At 54.7% G+C, this 23,694-nt stretch carries 19 protein-coding genes and 2 tRNA genes; 8 read left to right on the top strand and 13 right to left on the bottom strand.

The window, feature by feature from the left end; all coding sequences use genetic code 11:
* The first annotated feature begins 20 nt into the window (after positions 1–20).
* Both MIH19_RS08615 and MIH19_RS08610 read left to right on the top strand, forming a co-directional pair.
* Complete coding sequence (locus MIH19_RS08615) at positions 21–650, top strand: arylesterase (protein ID WP_249008469.1); 630 nt, start codon at positions 21–23, stop codon at positions 648–650.
* A gap of 81 nt (positions 651–731) precedes the next feature.
* Positions 732–807 (top strand) — tRNA-Asn (locus tag MIH19_RS08610).
* A 56-nt stretch (positions 808–863) separates the two neighbouring features.
* Here the strand turns inward: MIH19_RS08610 and MIH19_RS08605 are convergent.
* Positions 864–2,153 carry a M18 family aminopeptidase gene (locus tag MIH19_RS08605; RefSeq protein WP_249008468.1) on the bottom strand — a complete coding sequence of 430 codons (1,290 nt, stop codon included), beginning with the start codon at positions 2,151–2,153 and terminating at the stop codon, positions 864–866.
* A 79-nt stretch (positions 2,154–2,232) separates the two neighbouring features.
* Here MIH19_RS08605 and MIH19_RS08600 point away from each other — a divergent pair, with 79 nt between their 5' ends.
* Complete coding sequence (locus tag MIH19_RS08600; RefSeq protein ID WP_249008467.1) at positions 2,233–2,757, top strand: hypothetical protein; 525 nt, start codon at positions 2,233–2,235, stop codon at positions 2,755–2,757.
* 46 nt (positions 2,758–2,803) lie between these two features.
* Here MIH19_RS08600 and rlmKL read toward each other — a convergent pair whose 3' ends face one another.
* Complete coding sequence (gene rlmKL, locus MIH19_RS08595) at positions 2,804–5,011, bottom strand: bifunctional 23S rRNA (guanine(2069)-N(7))-methyltransferase RlmK/23S rRNA (guanine(2445)-N(2))-methyltransferase RlmL (protein ID WP_249008466.1); 2,208 nt, start codon at positions 5,009–5,011, stop codon at positions 2,804–2,806.
* A gap of 321 nt (positions 5,012–5,332) precedes the next feature.
* On the opposite strand from rlmKL, the gene rmf reads away from it, so the two are divergent.
* Positions 5,333–5,545, top strand: coding sequence for a ribosome modulation factor (gene rmf, locus MIH19_RS08590; protein WP_249008465.1), 213 nt, complete (start codon positions 5,333–5,335; stop codon positions 5,543–5,545).
* Between the two features lie 223 nt (positions 5,546–5,768).
* Here rmf and MIH19_RS08585 read toward each other — a convergent pair whose 3' ends face one another.
* Positions 5,769–6,788 carry a quinone-dependent dihydroorotate dehydrogenase gene (locus MIH19_RS08585; protein WP_249008464.1) on the bottom strand — a complete coding sequence of 340 codons (1,020 nt, stop codon included), beginning with the start codon at positions 6,786–6,788 and terminating at the stop codon, positions 5,769–5,771.
* A 530-nt stretch (positions 6,789–7,318) separates the two neighbouring features.
* Between MIH19_RS08585 and MIH19_RS08580 the strand changes: the two genes are divergently transcribed.
* Positions 7,319–8,473 carry a cation diffusion facilitator family transporter gene (locus MIH19_RS08580; protein WP_249008463.1) on the top strand — a complete coding sequence of 385 codons (1,155 nt, stop codon included), beginning with the start codon at positions 7,319–7,321 and terminating at the stop codon, positions 8,471–8,473.
* A 37-nt stretch (positions 8,474–8,510) separates the two neighbouring features.
* Here the strand turns inward: MIH19_RS08580 and MIH19_RS08575 are convergent, their stop codons facing one another.
* On the bottom strand, positions 8,511–10,001 hold the full coding sequence (locus MIH19_RS08575) for a RimK family protein (protein ID WP_249008462.1): 1,491 nt from the start codon (positions 9,999–10,001) through the stop codon (positions 8,511–8,513).
* A 214-nt stretch (positions 10,002–10,215) separates the two neighbouring features.
* On the opposite strand from MIH19_RS08575, the gene rimI reads away from it, so the two are divergent.
* A complete protein-coding gene (gene rimI / locus MIH19_RS08570; protein ID WP_249008461.1) occupies positions 10,216–11,334 on the top strand; it encodes a ribosomal protein S18-alanine N-acetyltransferase in 1,119 nt (372 codons plus the stop codon).
* Between the two features lie 41 nt (positions 11,335–11,375).
* Here the strand turns inward: rimI and uvrB are convergent, their stop codons facing one another.
* Entirely contained in the window at positions 11,376–13,445 is a 2,070-nt protein-coding gene (uvrB, locus tag MIH19_RS08565) for an excinuclease ABC subunit UvrB (RefSeq protein ID WP_249008460.1), read from the bottom strand.
* Positions 13,446–13,686: 241 nt separating this feature from the next.
* Here uvrB and MIH19_RS08560 point away from each other — a divergent pair, with 241 nt between their 5' ends.
* Positions 13,687–14,871, top strand: a complete 1,185-nt coding sequence (locus MIH19_RS08560) for a pyridoxal phosphate-dependent aminotransferase (protein WP_249008459.1) — start codon at positions 13,687–13,689, stop codon at positions 14,869–14,871.
* Positions 14,872–14,938: 67 nt separating this feature from the next.
* Positions 14,939–15,014 (top strand) — tRNA-Asn (locus MIH19_RS08555).
* Positions 15,015–15,098: 84 nt separating this feature from the next.
* On the opposite strand, the gene pyrF is transcribed toward MIH19_RS08555, so the two are convergent.
* From pyrF to hisC, 8 genes are all read right to left on the bottom strand, one after another.
* Positions 15,099–15,809 (bottom strand): orotidine-5'-phosphate decarboxylase, encoded by a 711-nt coding sequence (gene pyrF / locus MIH19_RS08550; protein ID WP_249008458.1) that lies wholly within the window; start codon positions 15,807–15,809, stop codon positions 15,099–15,101.
* Positions 15,810–15,862: 53 nt separating this feature from the next.
* Positions 15,863–17,029 (bottom strand): lipopolysaccharide assembly protein LapB, encoded by a 1,167-nt coding sequence (lapB, locus tag MIH19_RS08545; protein WP_249008457.1) that lies wholly within the window; start codon positions 17,027–17,029, stop codon positions 15,863–15,865.
* Complete coding sequence (locus tag MIH19_RS08540; RefSeq protein ID WP_249008456.1) at positions 17,029–17,331, bottom strand: LapA family protein; 303 nt, start codon at positions 17,329–17,331, stop codon at positions 17,029–17,031. The genes lapB and MIH19_RS08540 overlap by 1 nt, the downstream gene beginning before the upstream one ends.
* A gap of 59 nt (positions 17,332–17,390) precedes the next feature.
* Complete coding sequence (locus tag MIH19_RS08535; RefSeq protein WP_014870821.1) at positions 17,391–17,687, bottom strand: integration host factor subunit beta; 297 nt, start codon at positions 17,685–17,687, stop codon at positions 17,391–17,393.
* A gap of 130 nt (positions 17,688–17,817) precedes the next feature.
* On the bottom strand, positions 17,818–19,512 hold the full coding sequence (gene rpsA / locus MIH19_RS08530) for a 30S ribosomal protein S1 (protein ID WP_249008455.1): 1,695 nt from the start codon (positions 19,510–19,512) through the stop codon (positions 17,818–17,820).
* Between the two features lie 128 nt (positions 19,513–19,640).
* Entirely contained in the window at positions 19,641–20,321 is a 681-nt protein-coding gene (cmk, locus tag MIH19_RS08525; RefSeq protein WP_249008454.1) for a (d)CMP kinase, read from the bottom strand.
* The gene (locus tag MIH19_RS08520; protein WP_249008453.1) at positions 20,321–22,549 is read right to left on the bottom strand and encodes a bifunctional prephenate dehydrogenase/3-phosphoshikimate 1-carboxyvinyltransferase; all 2,229 of its coding nucleotides are present in this window, start codon (positions 22,547–22,549) and stop codon (positions 20,321–20,323) included. Before MIH19_RS08520 ends, cmk begins: the two co-directional genes overlap by 1 nt.
* A gap of 1 nt (position 22,550) precedes the next feature.
* Entirely contained in the window at positions 22,551–23,675 is a 1,125-nt protein-coding gene (hisC, locus tag MIH19_RS08515) for a histidinol-phosphate transaminase (protein WP_249008452.1), read from the bottom strand.
* Positions 23,676–23,694 lie beyond the last annotated feature (19 nt).

The raw sequence follows: 23,694 nt of genomic DNA, 5'->3' as shown, positions 1-23,694 counted from the left end.
AAAATTTAGGAGACTACGCAGTGTTTAAGAATACGGTTTTACCGGCGCTCAGATCATTTGCACTGCTGCTTGTGTTGGTTACAACGCCCGGTTTGATCAGTGCCAACACTTTGCTGGTGCTGGGGGACAGCCTAAGCGCGGCCTACGGCGTGCCGGAAGAAACCGCCTGGGTAAATTTGCTGCGCCAACGCCTGGCCGACAAGGGCCACAGCGACTGGAGCGTGGTGAATGCCAGTATCAGTGGCGAAACCGCAGACGGCGGCGCCCGCCGGCTGCCGGATTTACTGAACAAGTACCAACCGCAACTGGTGATTGTGGAGCTCGGCGGCAACGATGGCCTGCGCGGTTTTCCACCGCAGGTGATCGAAAAAAACCTGGCCTTGATGCTTAAAAACAGCCAGCAAGCCGGCGTTCAAACTCTGCTAGTGGGCATGCAAATACCCCCCAATTATGGTGACCGGTACACCCAGGCTTTCGCCGCTATTTTCGGAGATCTGGCACAGCGCTACAACTCCGCACTGGTGCCCTTCTTCCTGGACGACATTTACAACGTTGACAGCTTAATGCAAAGCGATGGCATTCACCCCACGGAACCGGCCCAAAGCATTTTGCTGGATAATGTGTGGCCCCACCTGGTACCTTTGCTTTGAGTCACCGCTAACAAACCTTTTATTTCAGGGTATTGACTCCGGCGCTAAAAGCGAATAATATGCGCGCCGACTTGATGCTGTTCCCTGATAGCTCAGTTGGTAGAGCAACGGACTGTTAATCCGTTTGTCGCTGGTTCGAGCCCAGCTCGGGGAGCCAATTATTTTAAAATGCCGCTGATTCGAAAGAATCAGCGGCATTTCTCGTTATAGCCCTCAAAAAACCTGAGGGCTTTGGTAAAAGCCGGTCAACACTTTGAACAGCGTGTAAGCGTCGTCGGCACCAATCATCTCGCGAATGGAGTGCATGCCAAACTGGGGCACACCGATATCCAGCGTGGTCACTCCCAGATTGGCGGCCGTCAGCGGCCCTATGGTGCTGCCACAGCCCATATCGCTGCGCACCACAAAGGTTTGGTGGGGCAGGCCCAACTGGTCACTCAGGTGACGATACACCGCCGCCGAGCGGCTGTTGGTAGCATAACGCTGGTTGTGATTTACTTTGATTACCGGGCCGGCGTTTAGCAGCGGACCGTGGTTCTCGTCGTGTTTGTCCATAAAATTCGGATGGATGCCGTGGGCGTTGTCCGCCGAAATCATCATTGAATGGGCAATCGCACGGCTTTTTCCTGCGCCACACCAGCGCTCCAGCACCGAGCTTAAAAAAGGCCCCTGGGCACCTTCAGCGGACATGCTGCCCACTTCTTCGTGGTCGTTGCACACCAATAACGCTGGCTGTTCACCGGTTGCTTTCAGCAAAGCTTGCAAGCCGATGTAACAGCTCAACAAATTATCCAGCCGCGCTGAAGCAATAAAGTGATCGCGCAGGCCTACAAAGCCTGCTGGCTGCACATCGTAAAAGCTCAGCTCGTAACCCAGAATGCGCTCTGCGGTAACGCCCTGCTCAGCTTTCAGCTGAGTGATCAGCAGGCTGGCAAAATCGGTGGTGTCGTCTTCAGGCACCTGCATCAGCACCGGTGGCAAATCGGTTTGCGGGTTCACCGTGCGGTTGCTGTTGGCTTCGCGGTCCAGATGAATGGCCAGGCTAGGTATAAACGCCACCGGCTTGCGGAAGTTGATCAGCGCATCTTGCACTTGCCCGTTGCCGTCAACGTAAGTGACTCGCCCGGCGAGGGAAAGATCGCGGTCAAACCACGGGTTCAGCAAGGCACCGCCGTAGACTTCAACGCCCAGCTGCAAGAAGCCTTTGCGACGGAGTACCGGATTAGGCTTTACTTTCAGGCACGGGCTGTCAGTGTGAGCGCCAACCATGCGCACGCCGGCTTTGGTGGTGTCGGTATTGCCTGTACGAAAGGCCACGATCGACGAGCCGTTGCGGATGGCGTAATAATTGGTGCCAGCTTGCAGTGACCAGTCGTCTTTTTCATCCAGCGAATGAAAACCCGCTCTGTCCAGCTGCATTTTCATAGTAGCGACAGCGTGCCAGGGCGTTGGTGACTGGTTCAGAAACGAAAGCAGATCGTTGTTGAAATCAATGTGTTCCATGGTGTCCTTAATTCAATAATAATGGCGCCAACACTATGTTATGCAGCCCCAGATACTCAATCCTACAGGAGCCCAGCCCTTGGCCAAACCGTGTTTTCTCGATATTGAATACTATCAGGATGACGACACCCTATTCCCCACTGCCATGGCCTGGTCGCTGGTGGATGGCACCATGAAAACCGTGGTTATTGCGCCAGAAGACGACTGGCTGCCAGAAGACGGCGACACCGGCGATATCGACCTGCACTACCTTGAAGAACAGGGCGTGCCGCTGATAGAACTGACCCGAGAACTGCACCAGGACTTGCCTGACCAGACAGTGTACGTAGACGGTCTGGATCCGGACGAAATTCTGATTGACCGGATTTTCACAGCAATCGGCCAGGACGCGCCTTTTGAAGTCGCACCGATCACCGACCTGATCACCGGCGTAGACAGCGAAACCTTGGAAGACGAACGCCGCGCCCTTCTGATTGAGGAAGGACTGGAACCTCAGCTGCCAGAAAACGGCGTTTATGCGCTGCTAATGTTGGCCCAGCACTACGGCGTACTGGGCGACGACGAGTTCACCGAAGAGACGGATTCCGAGGGGACGGATTCCTAGGGGACGGATTTGAAATCCGTCCCCGGTCTGGCCCTGCCCCTTAGCCTTAGCCAACGTAGAAAGCACCCGCTTCTCGCGCTTGCAGCGGGTGGCGAATGTTCCAGCAGCGGTGGATGCGCGGGTTGCGCTGAAAATCCTTGTCTATGGTGCTTTGGCTGACTTCTTCCACTGCAAACTCCGCGCTGATTTCGTCGTCTAGCTTGAAACGGCGGAAGTTGTTGGAGAACACCAGCAAACCGTCGTTGGTCAGGCGTTGCATGGCCTGGCGAATCAGCTTGGCGTGATCTTTCTGAATATCCAGAACCCCAATCATTTTCGCCGAGTTGGAAAAAGTGGGTGGGTCCATAAAAATCAAATCAAAACGCTGGTCAGGCTTGGGCTTACTTGCCAGCCACGCCAGACAATCTACGGCGTCCACCTGATGTTTTTTCGGATCAGCGTGGTTCAGTTCCAGGTTATCTTTAGCCCAGCTGACATAGGTGTGTGACATATCCAGGCTCAGCGAGCGGCTGGCACCGCCGGCAATCGCGTGTACCGTGGCCGCGCCGGTGTAACAGAACAAATTCAGAAAGCGTTTGCCGCGGGCATTCTGCTGAATCCACTGGCGTAGCGGACGATGGTCCAGAAACAAACCGGTATCCAGGTAGTCTTTCAAATTCACTTTTAGCGTGCAGCCGTGCTCCTGCACTTGGAAAAACTCGCCGCTGGCCGCCTGCTTTTCATACTGATTGGTGCCCGTTTGACGAAGACGCTGTTTGCACACCATCCGATCACGCGGGATACCCAGCGCTTCGGGTATGACCGCCAACGCTTCTGACAGGCGCTCACGAGCAGCGCGCTCGTCGATGGTCTTGGGCGCCATGTATTCCTGCACATGCACCCAGTCATTGTAGATATCAATTGCCAATGCGTATTCCGGCATGTCGGCGTCGTACAGGCGATAGCAGCTGATGTTCTGTTTTCGTGCCCACTGGCCGATGCTTTTGACGTTCTTTTTCAAGCGGTTCGCCAGCATGGCGGCGCGCTCTTCGTTGGCAATACGCGGCAGGATTTCACCCGGCGCTGCCGGATCTTTCGGAATACGCGCGCTGGCCTCGTCTACCGTGAACAGCAGCAGTTGTGCCGGCAGCTTACCGTTGAATAGCTTGTACTGTTTGAAACTGCGCAGGCCAATGGATTTACCGAACTCCGGCGCCCCGGTAAACACTCCCAGGCGCCAGTTTGGCGTTACCCGTTTTACCGCCGCGCCTAAGGCCTGATAAATTTCTGCCAGTGACTTGCGCTCGCTCAAGCGCTCACCGTAAGGAGGGTTGGTCACTACCAGGCCCTGTCCGGCCCAGTCACCATTGAGTTCAAGCTCTTGCAATGGCATTTCTGTAAGCTCAATAATGCTGTCCAGCCCTGCCCTCTGAAGGTTGTTGCGTGCCGTGGTCAATACCCGGCGGTCCTCATCAAAACCGGCGATACGCGGTATTCGGCCTTGTTTACCAGCGTGGGCGCGGCGCTCCACTTCCTGGCGTAGCGACATCCACAATTCGGCATCGTGGCCCAGCCATTTTTCGAAACCAAAACCGTCCTGGCGCCGGCCCGGTGCAATATCCAGAGCCATCAACGCTGCTTCAATCAACAGCGTACCGGACCCGCACATCGGGTCTATAAAGTCACCGCCGGCGGCGACCGTTTCAGGCCAGCCAGACCGAATCAGCAGCGCAGCTGCCAGATTTTCCTTCAGCGGCGCCCGGCCCTGCTCGGCTCGATAGCCTCTTTGATGCAGGCTGTGCCCACTCAAATCAATGCCCAGAGTTAACTGGCCGCGGTGCAAGCGCGCCGACACAATCACATCGGGCGTTTTGGCCTCTACCGCAGGGCGCTTACCGCCGCTGGCCGTAAAACGATCGACAATGCCGTCTTTCACCCGCTGGGCGCCATACTGAGTATTGCGAATAGCTTCATTCTCGCCAATAAAATTCACTTTGAAGCTGCCATTAACGGCAATGTGCTGCTGCCAGTCCAGATGCACCACGCCGTCATACAGTTCATCATCACTGGTTGCGGCGACTTCCGCCACGTGCAGGATGACCCGGTTCGCCAGGCGAGACCACATGCAAGCGCGGTATCCCCCTTCCAACGTGCCCTCAACCCACACACCAGCAGGCGCGTGGCGAACCAGGCTTAGACCGAAGCCGTCCAGCTCGTCCGCCAGCAAATATTCAACGCCTTTTGGGCAGGTTACAAAAAAGAGAGGTAGGGACAAGTTGAACTCCTGGTTTTATCGGGACGGCTAAGTTTCTGGAATTGGGCTCATTAACCACTTTAGGACTAATTTTTATGCCTATAGCGTCTAAAAAATGAATTCATTAGACCGAAATAGTGTTGTACTTTAACAGTCAGTTCGGCATACCTTGTACTTGACGCGTCGTTTCGGGGCAATTGCCCCCAGTAACAGGATCCTGACTGCTCTGGTGAGAGCTGGCAATAGTGGGTTGTAGCGAAAATCATTTCGCCACCCCGTTTGTCGACACCTCAGCAGAATGTGTACACGCTTGTTTCTGTTAATCCATCAGTGAGGAACGGCATGAAAAGACAGAAAAGAGACATGGTCGCTCGAGCATTCAAGCGGGGTTATCTCGCAGGAGTGTCCGGTAAATCGAAAGACAGCTGTCCCATTGAACAGGCTGAAGTTCGTCAAGAATGGATAAATGGGTGGCGAGAAGGCCGCACAGATCAATGGGATGGTTTGACCGGTGTCTCTGGCATCCATCGATTAGCCACCGTCACCACTGCGTGATGGACGTAGTGGTGAAGTTTATCATTAACGACATTACTTAATTGAGTTCGGTGTTTGTACGCAACCCACTAATCGGAGCAATCTGAAAACTGGATGAGTAGTCGATAAAACCGAACGGGGCCACCCGCCCCGTAAAATTGCGGTAAACCGCAGGGGACTGTAGTTCCCCAAGGAGGGCTCGCTCAGCGGGCCCTTTTTTTATGGATAACATTTGGGCATTTCCTCAACCCAGCGCTTTAATCGCCGCTGCCGCTTCGCCAATCAGCCCAGGACCTCTGTATATAAAGCCGGTGTAGATTTGCACCAATTTGGCACCCGCCTGAATTTTCTCCGCCGCGCTGGCGCCATCGGTAATTCCACCCACACCGATAATCGGCAGCCGGTCACCCAACTCGGCGTGCAGTCCGCGAATAATGCGTAATGAGGGCTCGCGTACCGGCGCACCGCTTAGGCCACCAGCTTCGTTACAGTGCCTGTGGCCGGCCACGGCCTCGCGGCTAATAGTTGTGTTCGTCGCAATCACCCCATCCAGTCCGCTTTCCACCAGCGCCGTTGCAACAAACCGGATGCCGGCGTCGTCCATATCCGGCGCAATTTTAACCGCGATGGGCACATAACGACTATGGTCTTTTTGGCAGCTGAGTTGCTCATCTTTTACAGCGGCCAACAACTGCTTCAGCGAATCACCAAATTGCAGGTCTCGCAGGCCTGGTGTATTGGGTGATGAAACGTTGACCGTAATATAGTCAGCGCGGTTATACACGGCGGTGATGCACTTGCGGTAATCCTGCGCCGAATCTTGGTCCGGGGTGTTTTTATTCTTACCCACGTTGATACCCAGCACACCGCGAAATTTGCGGCGGTCTACCTGGGCTAGTAAATGCCCCAAGCCTTGGTTATTAAAACCCATGCGGTTAATAATGGCCTGGTGTTCGGGCAAGCGAAACATACGGGGCTCGGGGTTACCCGGCTGAGCCAAGGGCGTGACCGTGCCCACTTCAATAAAACCAAAGCCGAGATCGCCCAAAGCGTTCATATGGACGGCATTTTTATCCAGCCCCGCTGCCAATCCCACCGGATTGGGAAACTCCAGACCCATCACCGTTACCGGATGTGCAGGAACAGCAGGCACCAAATGCTTTAGCACGCCCAGCCGATGGACCATATCCAGCCCTTTCAAGCTAAGATTGTGCGCCTGCTCTGGCGGCAACTTGAACAGCAGGTTGCGAATCATCCCGTACATCAAAACACCCTCAAAGATAATCCCAAAGACAATCTTAAACACGCGCGCCAAGAAACACGCTAAAAATTCGTGTGGGGAGTATACCCGAAGTTTTCCACAGCATCCTGCGCGGTTAGGGTGCGGTTCGAGTTTCATCGTAACTCATTGTCTGGTTGGCTCCACTCAGGCTTGTCCACGGAATCTGTGGATAACTCTGTTGAAAATGCCGGTTTAACGCGTTCCACGCCTTGCAAGCAGCGCCCGGCTACTAATTGATCACTTTTTGATCAGTTAAAATTTCCTTTATTTTCAGAAACCTATATACTTCGCAATCGACACTTTTTTAAAATAACAAACCATGTTAGCTGCCAACCGGCTTACACTCTGGTGTGCATAAAATCAGCAGAAAGCACACTGTTCTTGATCTATATACGCAGCAATACGACTACACTTTGGCGACATCTGAAATACCTCGCCACCCTCCGCTGATTCATTCCGGCTAACCGGAAAGGCTTGATTTGCATTGTTAAACGCGCTTTGGAGCATTCGTTATGGAACACACGACACCGGCACCCGCTGACAAATACGCCAATCTGGACAAGGAAAAACAGGCCGCCAGCCAGGTTACCGTGATTGGCATGGTGCTGGACGCTGTCTTGGGGCTGTTCAAGATGGTGGTAGGCACCCTGTTCCATTCTCACGCGCTGGTGGTGGATGGCATTCACTCGTTCACGGACGTGGCCTCTGACTTGATGGTACTGGGTGTGATGCGGATATCGCGGCAGGCACCGGATGAAGACCACCCCTATGGCCATCAACGCATTGAGACGTTTGGCACTTTGTTAATGGGCAGCCTGCTAATTGCAGTTGGCGCCGCCCTGGCCTGGGAAAACGTGCAACGGCTATTCACAGACGACCTAACCTTCACGCCGGGCTGGCCGGTGCTGGTTGTGGCGCTGTTGTCGGTGGTGGGCAAAGAATGGATTTTTCGCTACACCCGTAAGGTGGGCCAGGAGATACGTTCAGATCTGATCATTGCCAACGCCTGGCATAGCCGCACTGATGCTTTCTCATCAGGCATTGTGGTGCTGTCTACCATTGGTGCCATGCTGGGCTATTTGTGGCTAGACACCCTGGCAGCGGTTGTTGTGGCAGGCATTATCATCCATGTGGGCTGGAGCTTTGGCTGGAGTTCTATGAAAGAACTGGTCGACACAGGCCTTTCTGTTGAAGACACCGAGCGATTGCTTGCCATTGCCAGTGACATCGACGGCGTTCGTGATGTGCACGAACTGCGCAGCAGGCGCATGGGCGACGATATCCTATTGGATGTGCATTTAGTGGTACGCCCGGACGTCAGCGTATCGGAAGGGCACCAAGTGGGTATGCGCGTGGTAAGCGCTATGCGCAAAGAGCTGGACAACATTCGTGACATCAACTTCCACATTGATGCGGAAGACGATGAAAGCTACCACCCGACGTCTGCACTGATGCCCTCTCGAAAAATCATTCAAAAGGCCATACATCAGATCACGCCTGAAGCACCTACTGGCAATCGGCTGCGCCTGCACTACCTAAAGAACAAGGTGCATCTGGAGCTATTTCTGGACGGCAGCGAGGGCGATTTCGATAGCGCCGGGCTGCGCGCACAGCTAGGCGAGTTCCCCTGGTTTGGCAGCCTAAGGGTGTGGCAGACCGCCGACTGAGCGGCGGCCTGTAAACGCTTTTTAACTTCTTAGCGGCTTAGCGGCGACGGTTGGCTTCCATCCGCGACAGGAACTCCTGCATGATCAGGGTGTACAGCTCACCGCCCAGAAACAGATCTTCCACCCCGGCGTCAATGCTGGGGTTGTCGTTCACCTCAATCACCGCTACCCGATTACCAGACTGCTTGATGTCTACACCGTACAGGCCGTTACCAATCAGACGGGTTGCATTCAGCGCCGCCTGAATCACATTGCGCGGCACCTCATAGGTGGGCATGGTTTCAAAATCGCCGCTGTCGCTGCTGGATTCCGTGTGTTGGTAGATTTGCCAGTGGCCCTTCACCATCAGGTATTTGCAGGCGTAAATGGCACGCCCACCCAATACGCCAATGCGCCAATCGTAGTCGGTGTACAAATATTCCTGAGCCAGTACCAGCGCCGACTGCTTGAACAGCTCCTTCAAGCCTTCGCGCAGAGATTTCTCATCTTCGGCTTTGTTAACGCCGCGGGAAAAGGCGCCGTCGGGTATTTTGATCACCGCCGGGAAGCCCAACTCACTGATGACCTGCTCTACCGCGTCTTTCTGGTCTTTAGACAGAATCAGGGTCTTTGGCGTGGGCACCTTGTTGTTTTTTAACAGGTCAGCCAAGTACACCTTGTTGGTACAACGCAGAATCGACACCGGATCATCAATGACAACCAACCCTTCGGCTTCGGCCTTACGTGCGAAACGGTAGGTGTGATGGTCAATAGCGGTGGTTTCGCGAATAAACAGACCGTCGTACTCTGGAATGCGCATGTAATCGCGACGGGTGATCTGCTCTACGTTAATGCCCAGCTTGCGACCGGCTTTTTCGAAGCGTTTGAGGGCTTCTTTATCGCTGGGAGGCATTTCCTCATCCGGGTTCACCAGAATGGCCAGATCAAAACGATAGTTGCGGCGAGCGCGAGGCTTGCGCCACACCATACCGCTGAAACGATCCAGCGAACTGGCAAACACGTCTTGCTCCTGTTCCTGCAAATCTACCGGCGCAGCCGGCTTCATGGATTCGATTTGCCAGGTTTTACGGCGCTTGAACACCACTTCAAGAATCGGACACGGAAGGCGATCAAACAGCGCACGCGCTACGGGTTTTAACTCCGGCTGGGACGACTCGCCAAAATACGTGCGTATGCGCACTTCCTTCGCTGAATGAGAATTCTCCGCTGTAGGCACAATGGCCGCATCCAGCCATTGAATCACGCTGGCGTCCAGCTGTTCCAACTGCAACGAAAACAAGCCTTTGCGGCTCAAGTCGTTCAGCGTCATCACCGAAGGCACCACGTTGTGGCCACGGGCTTCTGCAAGCAGAGAACAGTAATAGCCACGGCTAAGGTAGCGGGCGCTCTGGCACAGGTTGATCACTCGCACCCGGCTGGACGCCGGCGCCGCAAACTGCAGGTACTGATCAAACGTCAGCACGTCTGTACTGGGATAATACGGCGCCCAGTCTTTGGCGCGATCTACCACAATCAACAATCGAGACATATTTGGGCGCTACCTTAAAAGGACGGCATCCAGCGGATGGCATCAGTAAATTTTCGCAACAATACGCGGCAATTCAGTGCGCTACAATCATCACGTGATCGGTGCTTTTACGCATACTTACAATGCTTGCGCCAGCGCGGCGCAAGCCCATAATACGCCCATACGGGAAGCGTATGCGCATGCCCTTGTGTACTTCTGTTCAGGCCACTGATTTATGTCTTCGATTGTGCTTCGCCAGGCCGTCAGTGACGATCTTGACGCCCTTGTAGCGCTGGAGCACCACTGTTTCAGTGAAGACCGGATTTCTCGCCGCAGCTTCCGCCGTTTTCTGGAAATGCCACGGGACCGGTTACTACTGGCCAGCGACGGCAACACCCTGTTGGGTTATTGCCTGGTATTGATGAGCGCGGCAACTCGTCTGGCGCGCATTTACTCCATTGCCGTTAACCCCGGCTCTCGTGGTAAAGGTATCGGTGAAAAGCTGGTTCAAATGGCTGAGACCGAGGCGGCGGACGCAGGGCGCATTGTAATGCGCCTGGAGGTAAGAGAAGACAACCCCGGCGCCATTGCGCTTTATAAACGTTTGGGCTATCGCCAGTTTGGCAGTTATCGCGATTATTACGAAGATCACGGTGACGCCCTGCGTTTTGAACGGCGGATTCTGTTTTACAAGCCGGGCGCACAATTCCCGCCAGTACCCTATTACCCGCAGACCACCGAATTTACCTGTGGCCCCGCGGCGCTGATTATGGCGATGGCGGCGCTGAACCAACAGCAGTCAATGACGACCCTGGAAGAACTGAAAATCTGGCGTGAGGCCACCACCATTTTTATGCTCTCTGGCCATGGCGGCTGCGGCCCCCACGGCCTGGCACTGGCGGCCTGGCACAGAGGGTTTGAGGCCAGCGCGTGGATCAGCAACGAAGGCGCACTGTTTAAAGACACGGTGCGTAACGACGATAAAAAACGGGTGCTGGAGCTGGTACACGAAGGCTTTATGCACGACCTCGGCCAAACCGGCATTGAACTCCATCACGACCCGCTGACCCTGGCGGGGTTAGAGCAAGCGTTGCTGGGCGGGCGCATCCCACTGATTCTGATCAGCACCTGGCAGCTAAACCGCAGCCGCGTACCTCACTGGGTAACCGTGTGTGCCATGGACGACCAGTTCGTATATCTGCACGATCCAGAGATTGATGTAGAGGAAGGGGAAACCGTGGCCGACAAGCAATACCTGCCTATCGACCGCCGGGTGTTCAGCAAAATCTCCCGTTATGGCAGCAATCAGCCGTTGCAAGCAGCAGTGATTGTGGGGCCAAAACGCGCCCTTTAACAAGAGCCTCAGCTAACGAAAGCATCAGGCTCCTGCACCGGTTATCCGGTGCGCAGCGACGCTTCTTTTAATTCGGAAATATCATCACGCAATCGCGCCGCCGTCTCGAAATTCAGATCGGCAGCAGCCTTGTACATTTCGTCTTCCAGTCGCGATATTTCCTTGTGAACTTCCTGTGGCGACTTGTTGCCCACCAGAGTGCGGTAATGTTCGGCTTCTTCTGCGGCCTGTTGGCCCGGACGCTTCGATTTGTTGCGGCCACGGCCACCACTGCTGGCGCCTTCCATCACATCCGCAATTTTTTTGGTCAGGCCCTGGGGCGTAATGCCGTGTATTTCGTTGTGTTCCGCCTGTTTAGCGCGCCGGCGCGCGGTTTCATCAATCGCCCGCTGCATAGAGCCGGTAATGCGGTCGCCATACAGAATCGCTTTGCCGTTGATGTTACGGGCGGCGCGGCCAATGGTCTGAATCAGCGAACGCTCGGAACGTAGAAAGCCTTCCTTATCCGCATCCAGAATAGTCACCAACGACACCTCCGGCATATCCAGTCCTTCACGCAGCAGGTTAATACCCACCAGCACATCAAATTCGCCGCGGCGTAAATCGCGGATTATCTCCACACGCTCGACTGTGTCGATATCCGAGTGCAGATAGCGTACGCGGATATCGTGCTCCATCAAAAAGTCGGTGAGATCTTCTGACATACGCTTGGTGAGTGTGGTCACCAGCACCCGCTCGTTGACCGCTACCCTGGCGTGAATTTCTGATATCAGATCGTCAACCTGTGTAGACGCTGGCCGTACTTCAATTTCTGGATCAAGCAGGCCGGTCGGCCGAACAACTTGTTCAACCACCTGGCCCTGGTGCTCAGCTTCGTAGTTACCGGGGGTGGCCGACACAAAAATCATCTGCGGCGCAATGCGCTCCCACTCTTCAAAGCGCATGGGGCGGTTGTCCAGCGCCGACGGCAAGCGAAAACCGTATTCCACCAGGGTTTCCTTGCGCGAGCGATCGCCTTTATACATGGCGCCGATCTGCGGAATACTGGCGTGGGATTCGTCCACCACCAGTAAAGCGTTCGCAGGCAGGTAGTCAAATAACGTGGGTGGCGGCTCACCGGGGGGCCGGCCCGACAGGTAGCGGGAATAGTTTTCGATACCGTTGCAGTAACCCAGTTCCTGCATCATCTCCATGTCATAACGGGTACGCTCTTCCAGGCGCTGGGCTTCCACCAAGCGGTTGTTGTCGCGCAACTGCGTCAGGCGCTGGTCCAGCTCCACCCGAATATGCTCAATTGCATCCAGAACGTTTTGCCGAGGCGTTACGTAATGAGATTTGGGGTATACCGTTACCCGCGGCACACGGCGTAGCATCTCACCGGTCAGCGGATCGAAAAAGCTCAGATTTTCTACCACGTCGTCAAACAGCTCGATGCGGATGGCTTCTTTTTCCGACTCCGCCGGAAACACGTCGATCACATCGCCGCGCACGCGGTAATTCGCGCGATGAAATTCGATGTCGTTACGGGTGTACTGCAATTCAGCCAAACGCTTCAAAATAAGACGTTGATCCATCTGATCACCGCGATCCAGGTGCAACATCATCTTTTTGTAAGACTGTGGGTCACCCAGACCGTAAATGGCCGATACCGTCGCCACAATGATTGCGTCCGGGCGTTCCAGCAGAGCTTTTGTCGCCGACAGCCGCATCTGCTCGATGTGTTCGTTGATGGAGGCGTCTTTTTCAATAAACGTGTCGGATGACGGCACGTAGGCTTCTGGCTGGTAATAATCGTAGTAAGACACGAAATATTCGACCGCGTTATTCGGGAAAAATTCGCGGAATTCGCCGTACAGCTGGGCAGCCAGAGTCTTGTTGTGCGCCATCACGATGGTGGGCCGCTGAATCTGCTGGATGACATTGGCAATGGTGAAGGTTTTACCGGAACCAGTCACCCCCAACAGGGTCTGGTGGGCCAGCCCCGATTTGATACCGTCCACCAGGGCTTCTATGGCTTTAGGTTGATCACCGGCCGGAAGGTAGGGTGAGTGCACCTGAAAAGCGCCCTCACCCACATTGGGTTGTTCAACGTTTTCAAAGCTGTTGACCATAACCTGAGAAAATCCTCGATGGCTCTGTAAGCCGTGGAAATTGGCACTATCTTACCGAGATACGGGGCATAGATAGTGCTTAGACAGTGTTTAGATAGTAGGTAAATAATACAGAGAAATTTAGTGTTGCGCCGGCTTCGTGCTAATATCTTCCTGATCGACGGCTGGAGGAGGTTCAGCCAGCGCAGCTGACTCCGGCCGATCGCAGCCTTTTTTAGATGCAGCTTTAAGGAGCGCAAGTTTGGACCTTCAACTTTCCAGCCGTGTACAGTCAATCAAGCCTTCCCCCACTCTAGCAGTCACTAACAAAGCGGCAGAACTTCGTGCTGCAGGCCAGGACATTATTGGCCTTGGCGCTGGTGAGCCAGACTTCGATACGCCAGATCACATCAAGGCGGCTGCGATTGAGGCCATTCACAACGGCCAGACAAAATACACCGCGGTCGACGGCACTCCGGCGTTGAAGAAGGCGATTATTGCGAAATTCAAACGCGACAATGGCCTAGATTACGAAGCCAACCAGGTACTGGTATCAAGTGGTGGCAAACAAAGCTTTTTCAACCTTGCCCTGGCCGTTCTGAACGCCGGCGACGAAGCCATTATTCCTGCGCCTTATTGGGTGTCTTACCCGGACATGGTGCTGGTAGCCGAAGGCAAGCCCGTCATTCTGGAAAGCACCGCCGAAACCCGCTTCAAGATCACCCCACAGCAACTGGAAGACGCGATCAACGATCGCACCCGCCTGTTTGTGATCAACAGCCCGTCTAACCCCAGCGGCATGGCGTACACTCTCGAAGAATTGCAAGCTTTGGGCGAGGTGCTGAAAAAGTACCCGCAGGTGATGATTGCAACCGACGATATGTACGAACCCATTTTGTGGACGGGTAAGCCTTTTTGCAACATTCTGAACGCCACCCCGGAATTGTACGATCGTACCTTTGTGTTGAACGGCGTGTCTAAAGCCTATTCCATGACTGGCTGGCGTATCGGTTATGCCGCAGGCCCTGCCAAGGTTATTGGCGCGATGAAGAAGATTCAGTCGCAAAGCACGTCTAACCCGGCGTCTATTTCACAGGCAGCTGCGCAAGCGGCACTGGATGGTAGTCAAGACTGCGTGCAGACCATGGTAACAGCGTTCCACGAACGTCACGATTACCTGGTAGAGGCCTTGAACACCTTGCCGGGCGTTGAGTGCTTGAAAGGCGACGGTACTTTTTATGTATTCCCTAGTTTTCAGGGCGCGATTGACGCTGATAGTAGCGTGAGCAATGATGTGGAGTTCGCGGAAAAGCTGTTGAAAGAAGCAGGCGTAGCGCTGGTTCCTGGCTCGGCATTTGGTATGCCAGGGCACATGCGATTGAGTTTCGCCACCAGTCAGGAAATTCTTAAGAACGCGATTGAACGGCTGAAGAAAGCTCTGGGATAATTTCCCCGGAGGGGTTGACGAGGCGAGGCGGCATGTCTAGTATACGCGCTTCGTCTTACGACGATGTTCCCTGATAGCTCAGTTGGTAGAGCAACGGACTGTTAATCCGTTTGTCGCTGGTTCGAGCCCAGCTCGGGGAGCCACTATTTAAAAGCCCGCTAATTCTTTGGATTAGCGGGCTTTTTCGTTCTGATGTTTGCCGTGGTAAAGCCAGAAACAGCAGCGAGCTACAAGCCCGCCACCTCAGCATAGATCGCTTCCAAAGCAGCCAGAGGATCAGCAGCCTGGGTTATTGGGCGACCAATGACCAGGTAGTCGGAGCCGGCTTTTAAGGCCGCTGCGGGGGTCATAATGCGCTGCTGGTCGCCTTTGTCGGCGCTGGCCGAGCGGATGCCGGGGGTGATTAACTGGAAGGCTGCGCCCTGCTCTGCTTTTAGCTTGGGCGCCTCCTGCGCTGAGCAGACGACGCCGTCCAGGCCGCAGTTTTTGGTCAGGGTGGCCAGGCGCGATACATGCTCTTCGGCGGAGACATTGATGCCGATGCCGCTAAGATCGTGTTCCGTCATGCTGGTCAGTACGGTGACCGCAATCAGCAGCGGCTTGTCGGCGCCGAAGCGTTCCAGGCGTTCGCGGCAAGCGATCATCATTTTTTCGCCGCCGGAGGCGTGCACGTTCACCATCCACACACCCAAGTCAGCCGCTGCGGCAACCGCACCCGCGGCGGTATTGGGAATGTCGTGGAATTTCAAATCCAGAAACACCTCGAAGCCACGCTGCTGAAGCTCACGAACTAAAGCCGGACCACTGCTGGTGAACAGCTCTTTGCCCACTTTCAGGCGGCACTTTTTTGAATCCAGCCGATCGGCCAGGGCTAATGCGGGCTGATCAGAGGGGAAATCGAGGGCAACAATGATGGGGGATACTAGGGTGCCTTGCACGCTGAGGTTCCTGACGTTAAATGAATGAATGTGATGTGTGGCGGAACGCTGGTTTATTCTGCGTCTACGCCCTGTATCGGACGAACGGTTTCCCATTGGCGGCAACTCGGACAAAGCCAATGCAGCTGCTGGCCATCAAAACCGCAGTTTACGCAGCGGTAAACCGGACGGTTAAGCAGTATCAGTTCGCCGATACGGCTGACCAGACGGCCTTCATCGGTGGTCATGCTTTTTTCGTAACCAGCCATTTCCACCAGCTGCAACAAGCCACGTACGCTAGGGCGAGCTTCCAATTCACCACGAAGCAGGTCAATGGCTGCCAGACGGCCGGAGCGGCGCTCTACCGACTCTACCAGCGCCAGCAGCAAGCTGGTACTGGGGTAGCTTTCATAAAGTTTGCGCAACTTACCACCGAGCTTGCCGATGTCGCCGTGTTCGCGTTCCAGCGTCATCAGCTGGTCGATGGCTTCCGGGCCGAAGTCGGAGTTCTGTTCGAACACTTTAATCGCCATAGTGCCGGCTTCGCGGAAGCTGCCCTGCCGGGTCAGCAATTTCATCAGTATCAGTGTAGCGCGCACGCAAGAACGGTCGAACTCCAGCGCTTCTTTGGCCAAGCGCTGGGCGCCCCAGCGGTCATCTTGGCGCAGTGCTTGCTCCGATTTTTCGCAGGTCAGATAGGCCAGAATTTTAAACATGGCCGGATCTGCGTCACCGCGGGTGAGCGTGTGGGCTACCCGCGAAGCTTTATCCCACTCCCGCTCGCGCTCGTACAGATCAATCAGTTGGACTGCAGCACTGCGGCCGTACTCACGATCGCCCATCAGCTGCTGCAACAGCGCCTCTGCACGATCAAGCAAACCAGCATTGAGATAGTCCAGAGCCAGCTCCAGAGTCACTTGAGGAGAATAACGGGCGGGAAGCTCAGGGCGGTCAAGTAAATTCTGATGAATCAGAATTGCTCGGTCTGTTTCGCCTTTGTTACGGAAATGACTGCCAATGGATAAATGCAGGCTAACGGTGTCGCGGTTGACCGCCAGTGACTGAACAAAGTTATCAACGGCCTGGTCGGAGTAGTTGGTGAACAGAAATTGCAAACGGTCACGCACCGATTCTTCATCGGCTATTACTTCATTGCGGCTGCGCGAACCCCCGAAGCGGCCAACTGCCCAACCAACCGCGACTGCCGTGCTAACCAGCAGCCACTGAAACATCATGTCCATTAAACCGTCCGGTCGTTCTGGGCCCGCTCTTTTTCAAGTGTTTGTTCGGTACGTGCAAGTTTTTTCTGTAGGGATCGCCGCGACACTTTGGCTTTTACCGTAGCCAGTGTGGCCATCAAAACGCCCATCAGCGCTCCCAGCACAAAAGCCAGAATAATCCACATGGCCACGCTATAGGGGCGGGTTTCAAAAACCAGAAAGTTCAGCGGAACGGCCATCTGATTATTCAACGAGAACACCAGTGCCAACAGAACCAGCACTAATACCAATAGAACGATCAGGATTTTCTGTAATCCCGCCATAACAATAGAACTCCTGAAGGCCGTTCAGGCCCGATTGAGAAACGGCACCCAACGCAACATCAGAAACCTTGTTTCAGGCTCTCGTTGACCTGTTCACGCAGCTCTTTGCCCGGTTTGAAATGGGGCACAAATTTTGCCGGTAATTGCACGGCTTCACCGGATTTCGGGTTACGCCCTACCCGCGCGGCGCGATGGTGGAGAGAAAAACTACCAAAACCGCGAATTTCGATGCGCTGGCCATCTGCCAAGGATCGGGACATATGCTCGATGATGGTTTTTACCGCCAGTTCCACATCTTTTACCGACAACTGCGTCTGCTTTGAAGCGATTAACTCAACCAATTCCGACTTTGTCATGAGGTGTTCCCCTCTTGCGTTATTATTCGATGAATGAATCTACTTTACCATGGCTGTAGTTTAGCCACACCGAAAAAAAACACAAAAAAAACGGGCTCTTAGAGCCCGTTTTTTTGACACAACTCAGAAATTAATCTTTGTTGGCGTTCTGCTGCTGCATCTGTTCCTTAATGAGATCACCAATGGTGGTCGCACCGGAGGAGCTTTCTGCAGTCTTGGTACGCACAGTCTCAATAGCCTGCTTGTCGTCTTCAACGTCTTTCGACTTGACGGACAGGTTGATAATGCGGTTTTTGCGATCAATGCTAATGATCTTAGCTTCAACTTCTTCGCCTTCCTTCAGCGCGTTGCGTGCATCTTCAACACGGTCACGGCTGATTTCGGAAGCCTTCAGAATGGCTTCAACTTCATCGCTCAGGGTAATAGTAGCTGCCTTGGCGTCGACGGCAGAAACAATCCCTTTAACGATAGAGCCTTTATCATTCAACTGAACGAACTCTGCAAACGGATCGCTTTCCAGCTGCTTGATACCCAGAGAGATACGCTCACGCTCGGGATCTACAGACAGGATAACGGTGTCAACTTCGTCGCCCTTCTTGTATTCACGTACGGCTTCTTCGCCAGTCTCGTTCCAGCTAATATCAGACAGGTGAACCAAACCGTCAATGCCACCGTCCAGACCGATAAAGATACCGAAGTCAGTGATTGACTTGATCTTACCGGAGATTTTGTCGCCCTTGTTAAAGTTGCCAGAGAAGTCTTCCCATGGGTTGGATACACACTGCTTGATACCCAAAGAAATACGACGACGCTCTTCATCGATATCCAGAATCATCACACCCACTTCGTCGCCAACCTGGACAACTTTAGAAGGATGGATGTTCTTGTTGGTCCAATCCATTTCAGACACGTGAACCAGGCCTTCAACGCCCTCTTCCAGCTCAGCAAAGCAGCCGTAATCGGTCAGGTTGGTAACGCGTGCTGTGACCTTGCTACCTTCTGGGTAGCGAGCCTTGATTTCAACCCAGGGATCTTCACCCAGTTGCTTCAAGCCCAGTGATACGCGGTTGCGCTCACGGTCAAATTTCAGAACCTTGACGTTGATTTCGTCGCCAACGTTCACGATTTCGCTCGGATGCTTGATGCGCTTCCAGGCCATATCGGTGATGTGCAGCAGGCCGTCAACACCGCCCAGATCTACGAACGCGCCGTAGTCGGTCAGGTTCTTGACGATACCCTTAATTGTCAGACCTTCGGTCAAGGTTTCCAGCAGAGCTTCGCGCTCGGCGCTGTTTTCAGCTTCCAGAACGGCACGACGTGAAACAACCACGTTGTTACGCTTCTGGTCGAGCTTGATAACCTTGAATTCAAGTTCTTTGTTTTCCAGGTGCGCGGTATCGCGAACCGGACGAACGTCCACCAGGGAGCCCGGCAGGAACGCACGAATACCAGCCAGATCAACGGTGAAACCACCCTTAACCTTGCCGTTAATAATACCTTTAACCACTTCTTCCGCTGCGAAGGACTTTTCAAGTACTGTCCAGGCTTCTGCACGCTTGGCCTTTTCGCGGGATAGGCGGGTTTCGCCGAAACCGTCTTCAACTGCTTCAAGGGCAACGTCTACAACGTCGCCAATGACTACTTCCATCTCACCTTTTTCATTCAGGAACTGGGAGGCGGGGATAACGCCTTCGGACTTTAGTCCGGCGTTAACGGTGACCCAGTCGCTATCGATATCAACAACGGTTCCCTGAACAATGGAACCTGGCTGCATATCAATTTCTTTTAGACTTTCTTCAAAAAGATCCGCAAAGCTCTCGCTCATTATGAGTCCTATATGTTCAACGCAAGTATCTCGTGCCGCCAGCAACACGGTCTGTTAATTAAGTCCGGAATCAGCCTGGGGCTGGCAGATTATGCTGTTCCCGGATTTCCAATGGCAAAGAGGTGCCGTCAGGCCTGGCCTACTGCTGCCATACACCTGTCTAACACCTCTTCTATGCTTAACCCTGTGGAATCAATGACTTGCGCATCATCCGCGGGCTTAAGCGGGGCAGCTGAACGATTCATATCCCGTTCATCACGTACCCGAATCTCTTCTAAAACGTTGGCAATACTAACATCGACGCCGGCTTGCAGCAACTGGCTGAAACGGCGTTGCGCCCGCTCTTCAGCGCTGGCCGTCAAAAAGATTTTTACCGGTGCGTCCGGGAACACCACTGTGCCCATATCGCGACCGTCGGCTACCAGGCCTGGCGCCTTACGAAAATCGCGCTGGCGCTGCAACAGAGCATCTCGAACGGACTGCATCACCGCCACTTTAGACGCGTTATTGCCACACTGTTCGGTGCGAATCGCAGCGTTTACATCCTCACCGGCCAACAACACTTTTGCGGGCTCCCCGGGGGGTGTGGGCTCAAAAGTGACATCCAAACTGGCCGCCACCGCTACCAGAGCGGGCTCGTTGTCTAGCGCCACGCCCTGGCGCTCGGCCGCCAATGCAGTCAAACGATAAAGAGCACCGCTGTCCAGCAGATGCCAGCCCAGCTTGCGCGCCAGCATTTGGGTAATAGTACCCTTACCTGAACCACCCGGGCCATCCACAGTTATAACCGTTACTGGCTGCACACCCATCAGGCACCTCCCTGGCTTTGGATATTCATACCCACCTGCTGCGCCAGCTCGACAAAACCGGGGAACGACGTTGCGACGTTGGCGCAGTCGTTGATGACAATCTCGCCTTTTGCACGCAGTGAGGCCACCGCAAACGACATGGCAATGCGATGATCGCCGTGGCTGTTAACAATACCGCCGGTCATGGTCTGACCTCCGTCGATAATGATGCCGTCGGGGGTGACCGTGGTTTTAACGCCTACCGCTGCCAAACCGTCCGCCATTACCTGAATGCGGTCACTTTCTTTAACCCGCAGCTCTTCCGCGCCTCGCAGCGTGGTGCGGCCTTCGGCGAAAGTAGCAGCGATGAACAGCACCGGAAACTCGTCAATGGCCAGCGGCACTTCCCTTTCAGGAATGTCGATGCCTTTTAGTAGGGCGTAACGCACGCGAACATCCGCCACCGGCTCGCCGCCAATCGCGCGCTCATTACTGACATCAATGTTTGCACCCATTAGCCGGAGTATATTAATCACCCCTACACGCGTGGGATTCATACCGACATGGCGCAATGTCAAGTCAGAGCCTGGCGCGATACTGCCGGCTACCAGAAAAAAAGCCGCGGACGAAATGTCGGCCGGCACATCAATATTGCAAGCAACCAGCTTGCCGCCGCCGCTGACGCTGGAGGTCGCGTCATCGCGATACACATGGTAACCAAAACCCTCCAGCATGCGTTCGGTATGGTCACGCGTGGGTGCAGGCTCGGTGACTGACGTGACGCCATCGGCGTATAATCCTGCCAGTAACAGGCAAGATTTTACCTGGGCACTGGCCACCGGCATGTCGTAGTGAAAGCCTGTCAGCGGCTGGTTGCCGCGAATTTTCAGCGGTGGCCGCCCGCCTTCGGCCGTATCAATCACTGCACCCATGGCGCGCAGCGGGTCAGCCACCCGGCCCATCGGCCGTTTGGTAAGGCTGGCGTCACCCACCAGTTCGGAATCAAACGCCTGAGCCGCCAGCAAACCGGAAAACAACCGCATCCCTGTGCCGGAGTTGCCCAAATAAATGGGCCCGCGCGGCGCTTGCAAGCCGTTCATTCCAACACCGTGAATGCGCACGAAGCCGTCGTCGGGGCCTTCAATGGTCACACCCATATCGCGGAACGCCTGTACCGTGGCCAGACTGTCTTCGCCTTCCAGAAATCCGTTCACTTCGGTAATGCCCTCGGCCAAGGCACCCAACATAATGGAGCGGTGCGACATGGATTTGTCGCCCGGCACCCGAATATCGCCCACAATTGGGCCGGCGGGCTGAGCCCGGAAGGTCACCTGATGTTCTGTATTGTTAGTCACGTAGGCCTGTCCTGAGAGCATTTTTGAAAAGTGTTCGCGAGCAGCTCTAGCACGCGTGAAAACCCGCAGCAGAGTGTCTCCATCCTGGTCGGCAATGGCCGAACGCAGCTGGTCGAGATCTTGGGTAAACCGGTCGATCGTGAGCAGCACAGCGTCGCGATTTGACAAAAAAATATCACGCCACATAACCGGGTCGCTGGCAGCGATGCGGGTAAAATCACGGAATCCGCCGGCCGCGTAGCGAAATATATCCATATTCTGGTCGTCGCCGGCGAGGGTGTCCACCAAGGAAAACGCGATAAGATGAGGCAGATGGCTGGTGGCTGCCAACACTTCGTCATGATGCTCCGCGGCCATGGTCAGCACGTTAGCATCGCAGGCGCGCCACATGGCGGTTACTTTGCCCAAGGCTTGCGGGCAAGCATTATCCGCAGGCGTCAAAATGACTTTGTGTTTGGCGAACAGCTGCGGATTCGCCGCTCGAATGCCGCTTTTCTCCGAGCCGGCAATGGGGTGGCCTGGTATTACCGTTGCCGGCAAGTGTCCCAAAACCGCGCGCACATCGTTTACAAATCCGCTTTTCGTACTGCCCACATCGGTAATAACAGCATCGACCTTTAGCGACGATTGTATTTCCCGCAACACCGACTGGATAGCTTTTACGGGCACTGCCAGCACCACTAGATCGGCGCCGCTGACCGCCTGCGCGGCAGATTCTGCAGCGCTGTCGATCACACCCAGCTCTACGCCCAGGCCCAGTTCGTCGGCGCGGGTGTCAAAACCCACCACTTCTTCCGCCAGTTTGTTTTCGCGCAGGGCCGCAGCCAGCGAGCCGCCGATCAACCCCAGGCCAATCACCGCAACACGCTGAAACAGAAGCTGAGCTATGGGCATATTAAGCGCCCTGCCCGGACGTCATCAGAACTTGTGATAAAGCTTCAATAAAGCGCGCGTTTTCTCTCGCAAGGCCCACCGACACCCGCAGGTGCCGCGGCATGCCATAACCGGCGACAGGGCGCACAATTACGCCGTGCGCCAAAAGCGCCTGATAAACATCCATGGCCTGCTCACCCACGTCTACCGCAATAAAGTTCGCCGTAGACGGAATATACGACAGTCCCATGGCATCAAACGCAGCGCTAAGCTGAGCCAGGCCATCACGGTTCACCCTGCGTGCTTCATCCAGATAAGCTTCGTCGCTCAACACCGCCGTAGCCGCTGCTAAAGACACGCTGCCCACGTTAAACGGCTGGCGTACCCGATTAAGAATGTTGGCAATAGCCGCAGAGCTGATGCTGTAACCGATGCGCAGCGCCGCCAGGCCCCAGGCTTTGGAAAAAGTGCGGCAAACAATCAGATTGGGATAATCGGGCAACAGCAACAGGCCGTCGGCGTCATCCTCGCCTTGCATGTATTCGCAGTAGGCTTCGTCTAACACCACCAGCACCCGTGCGGGCACTGTGTCCATAAACGCCTGTAAGGCTTTGGCGCCGTGAACTGTACCGGTGGGGTTATTGGGATTGGCCACAAAAATCAGTTTTGTGCGTTCGGTAATCGCCGCTGCCATGGCATTCAGGTCATGCCCCCAGTTCAACGCTGGAACGCACACGCCCCGTGCACCAATCGCTTGGGTCACAATCGGGTAAACGGCAAAGGCGTACTGGGAATAGATCACTTCGTCATCAGCACCGGCAAAGCAACGGGCGATCACTTCTAGCAGGTCGTTAGAACCATTGCCCAGAGTCAGTTGTGACGTTCCGACAACAAAACGGCTGGACAATGCCTGTTTCAAATCAAAGCCGTTACCGTCAGGGTACAAGCACAACTCGCCCATGGCTTTTTGCGCGGCCTGCACGGCTTTCGGGCTGGGGCCCAGCGGATTTTCGTTGCTGGCCAGCTTGATGATGTCGGCCGGGTTCAAGCCTAACTCCCGCGCCAACTCTGCAATCGGCTTGCCTGGCTGATAAGGCGATAACGCCTGAACACCGGATACTGCCAGACTCTGGTAATCAATCGCCATGATTTATCCTTTAAGCGGG

The organism is Marinobacter sp. M1C (assembly GCF_023314135.1).
Classification (GTDB): Bacteria; Pseudomonadota; Gammaproteobacteria; order Pseudomonadales; family Oleiphilaceae; genus Marinobacter.
The sequence above is the reverse complement of the archived record's forward strand: the minus strand, read 5'-3'. Positions and strand labels throughout refer to the sequence as shown.

Bases quoted from the DNA above. Each gene is read 5' to 3' on its own strand.
- MIH19_RS08605 (WP_249008468.1), bottom strand. From the start codon at position 2,153: ATGGAACACATTGATTTCAACAACGATCTGCTTTCGTTTCTGAACCAG.
- rmf (WP_249008465.1), top strand. From the start codon at position 5,333: ATGAAAAGACAGAAAAGAGACATGGTCGCTCGAGCATTCAAGCGGGGT.
- MIH19_RS08585 (WP_249008464.1), bottom strand. From the start codon at position 6,788: ATGTACGGGATGATTCGCAACCTGCTGTTCAAGTTGCCGCCAGAGCAG.
- MIH19_RS08580 (WP_249008463.1), top strand. From the start codon at position 7,319: ATGGAACACACGACACCGGCACCCGCTGACAAATACGCCAATCTGGAC.
- MIH19_RS08575 (WP_249008462.1), bottom strand. From the start codon at position 10,001: ATGTCTCGATTGTTGATTGTGGTAGATCGCGCCAAAGACTGGGCGCCG.
- rimI (WP_249008461.1), top strand. From the start codon at position 10,216: ATGTCTTCGATTGTGCTTCGCCAGGCCGTCAGTGACGATCTTGACGCC.
- uvrB (WP_249008460.1), bottom strand. From the start codon at position 13,445: ATGGTCAACAGCTTTGAAAACGTTGAACAACCCAATGTGGGTGAGGGC.
- lapB (WP_249008457.1), bottom strand. From the start codon at position 17,029: ATGGACATGATGTTTCAGTGGCTGCTGGTTAGCACGGCAGTCGCGGTT.
- MIH19_RS08540 (WP_249008456.1), bottom strand. From the start codon at position 17,331: ATGGCGGGATTACAGAAAATCCTGATCGTTCTATTGGTATTAGTGCTG.
- MIH19_RS08535 (WP_014870821.1), bottom strand. From the start codon at position 17,687: ATGACAAAGTCGGAATTGGTTGAGTTAATCGCTTCAAAGCAGACGCAG.
- rpsA (WP_249008455.1), bottom strand. From the start codon at position 19,512: ATGAGCGAGAGCTTTGCGGATCTTTTTGAAGAAAGTCTAAAAGAAATT.
- cmk (WP_249008454.1), bottom strand. From the start codon at position 20,321: ATGGGTGTGCAGCCAGTAACGGTTATAACTGTGGATGGCCCGGGTGGT.
- MIH19_RS08520 (WP_249008453.1), bottom strand. From the start codon at position 22,549: ATGCCCATAGCTCAGCTTCTGTTTCAGCGTGTTGCGGTGATTGGCCTG.
- hisC (WP_249008452.1), bottom strand. From the start codon at position 23,675: ATGGCGATTGATTACCAGAGTCTGGCAGTATCCGGTGTTCAGGCGTTA.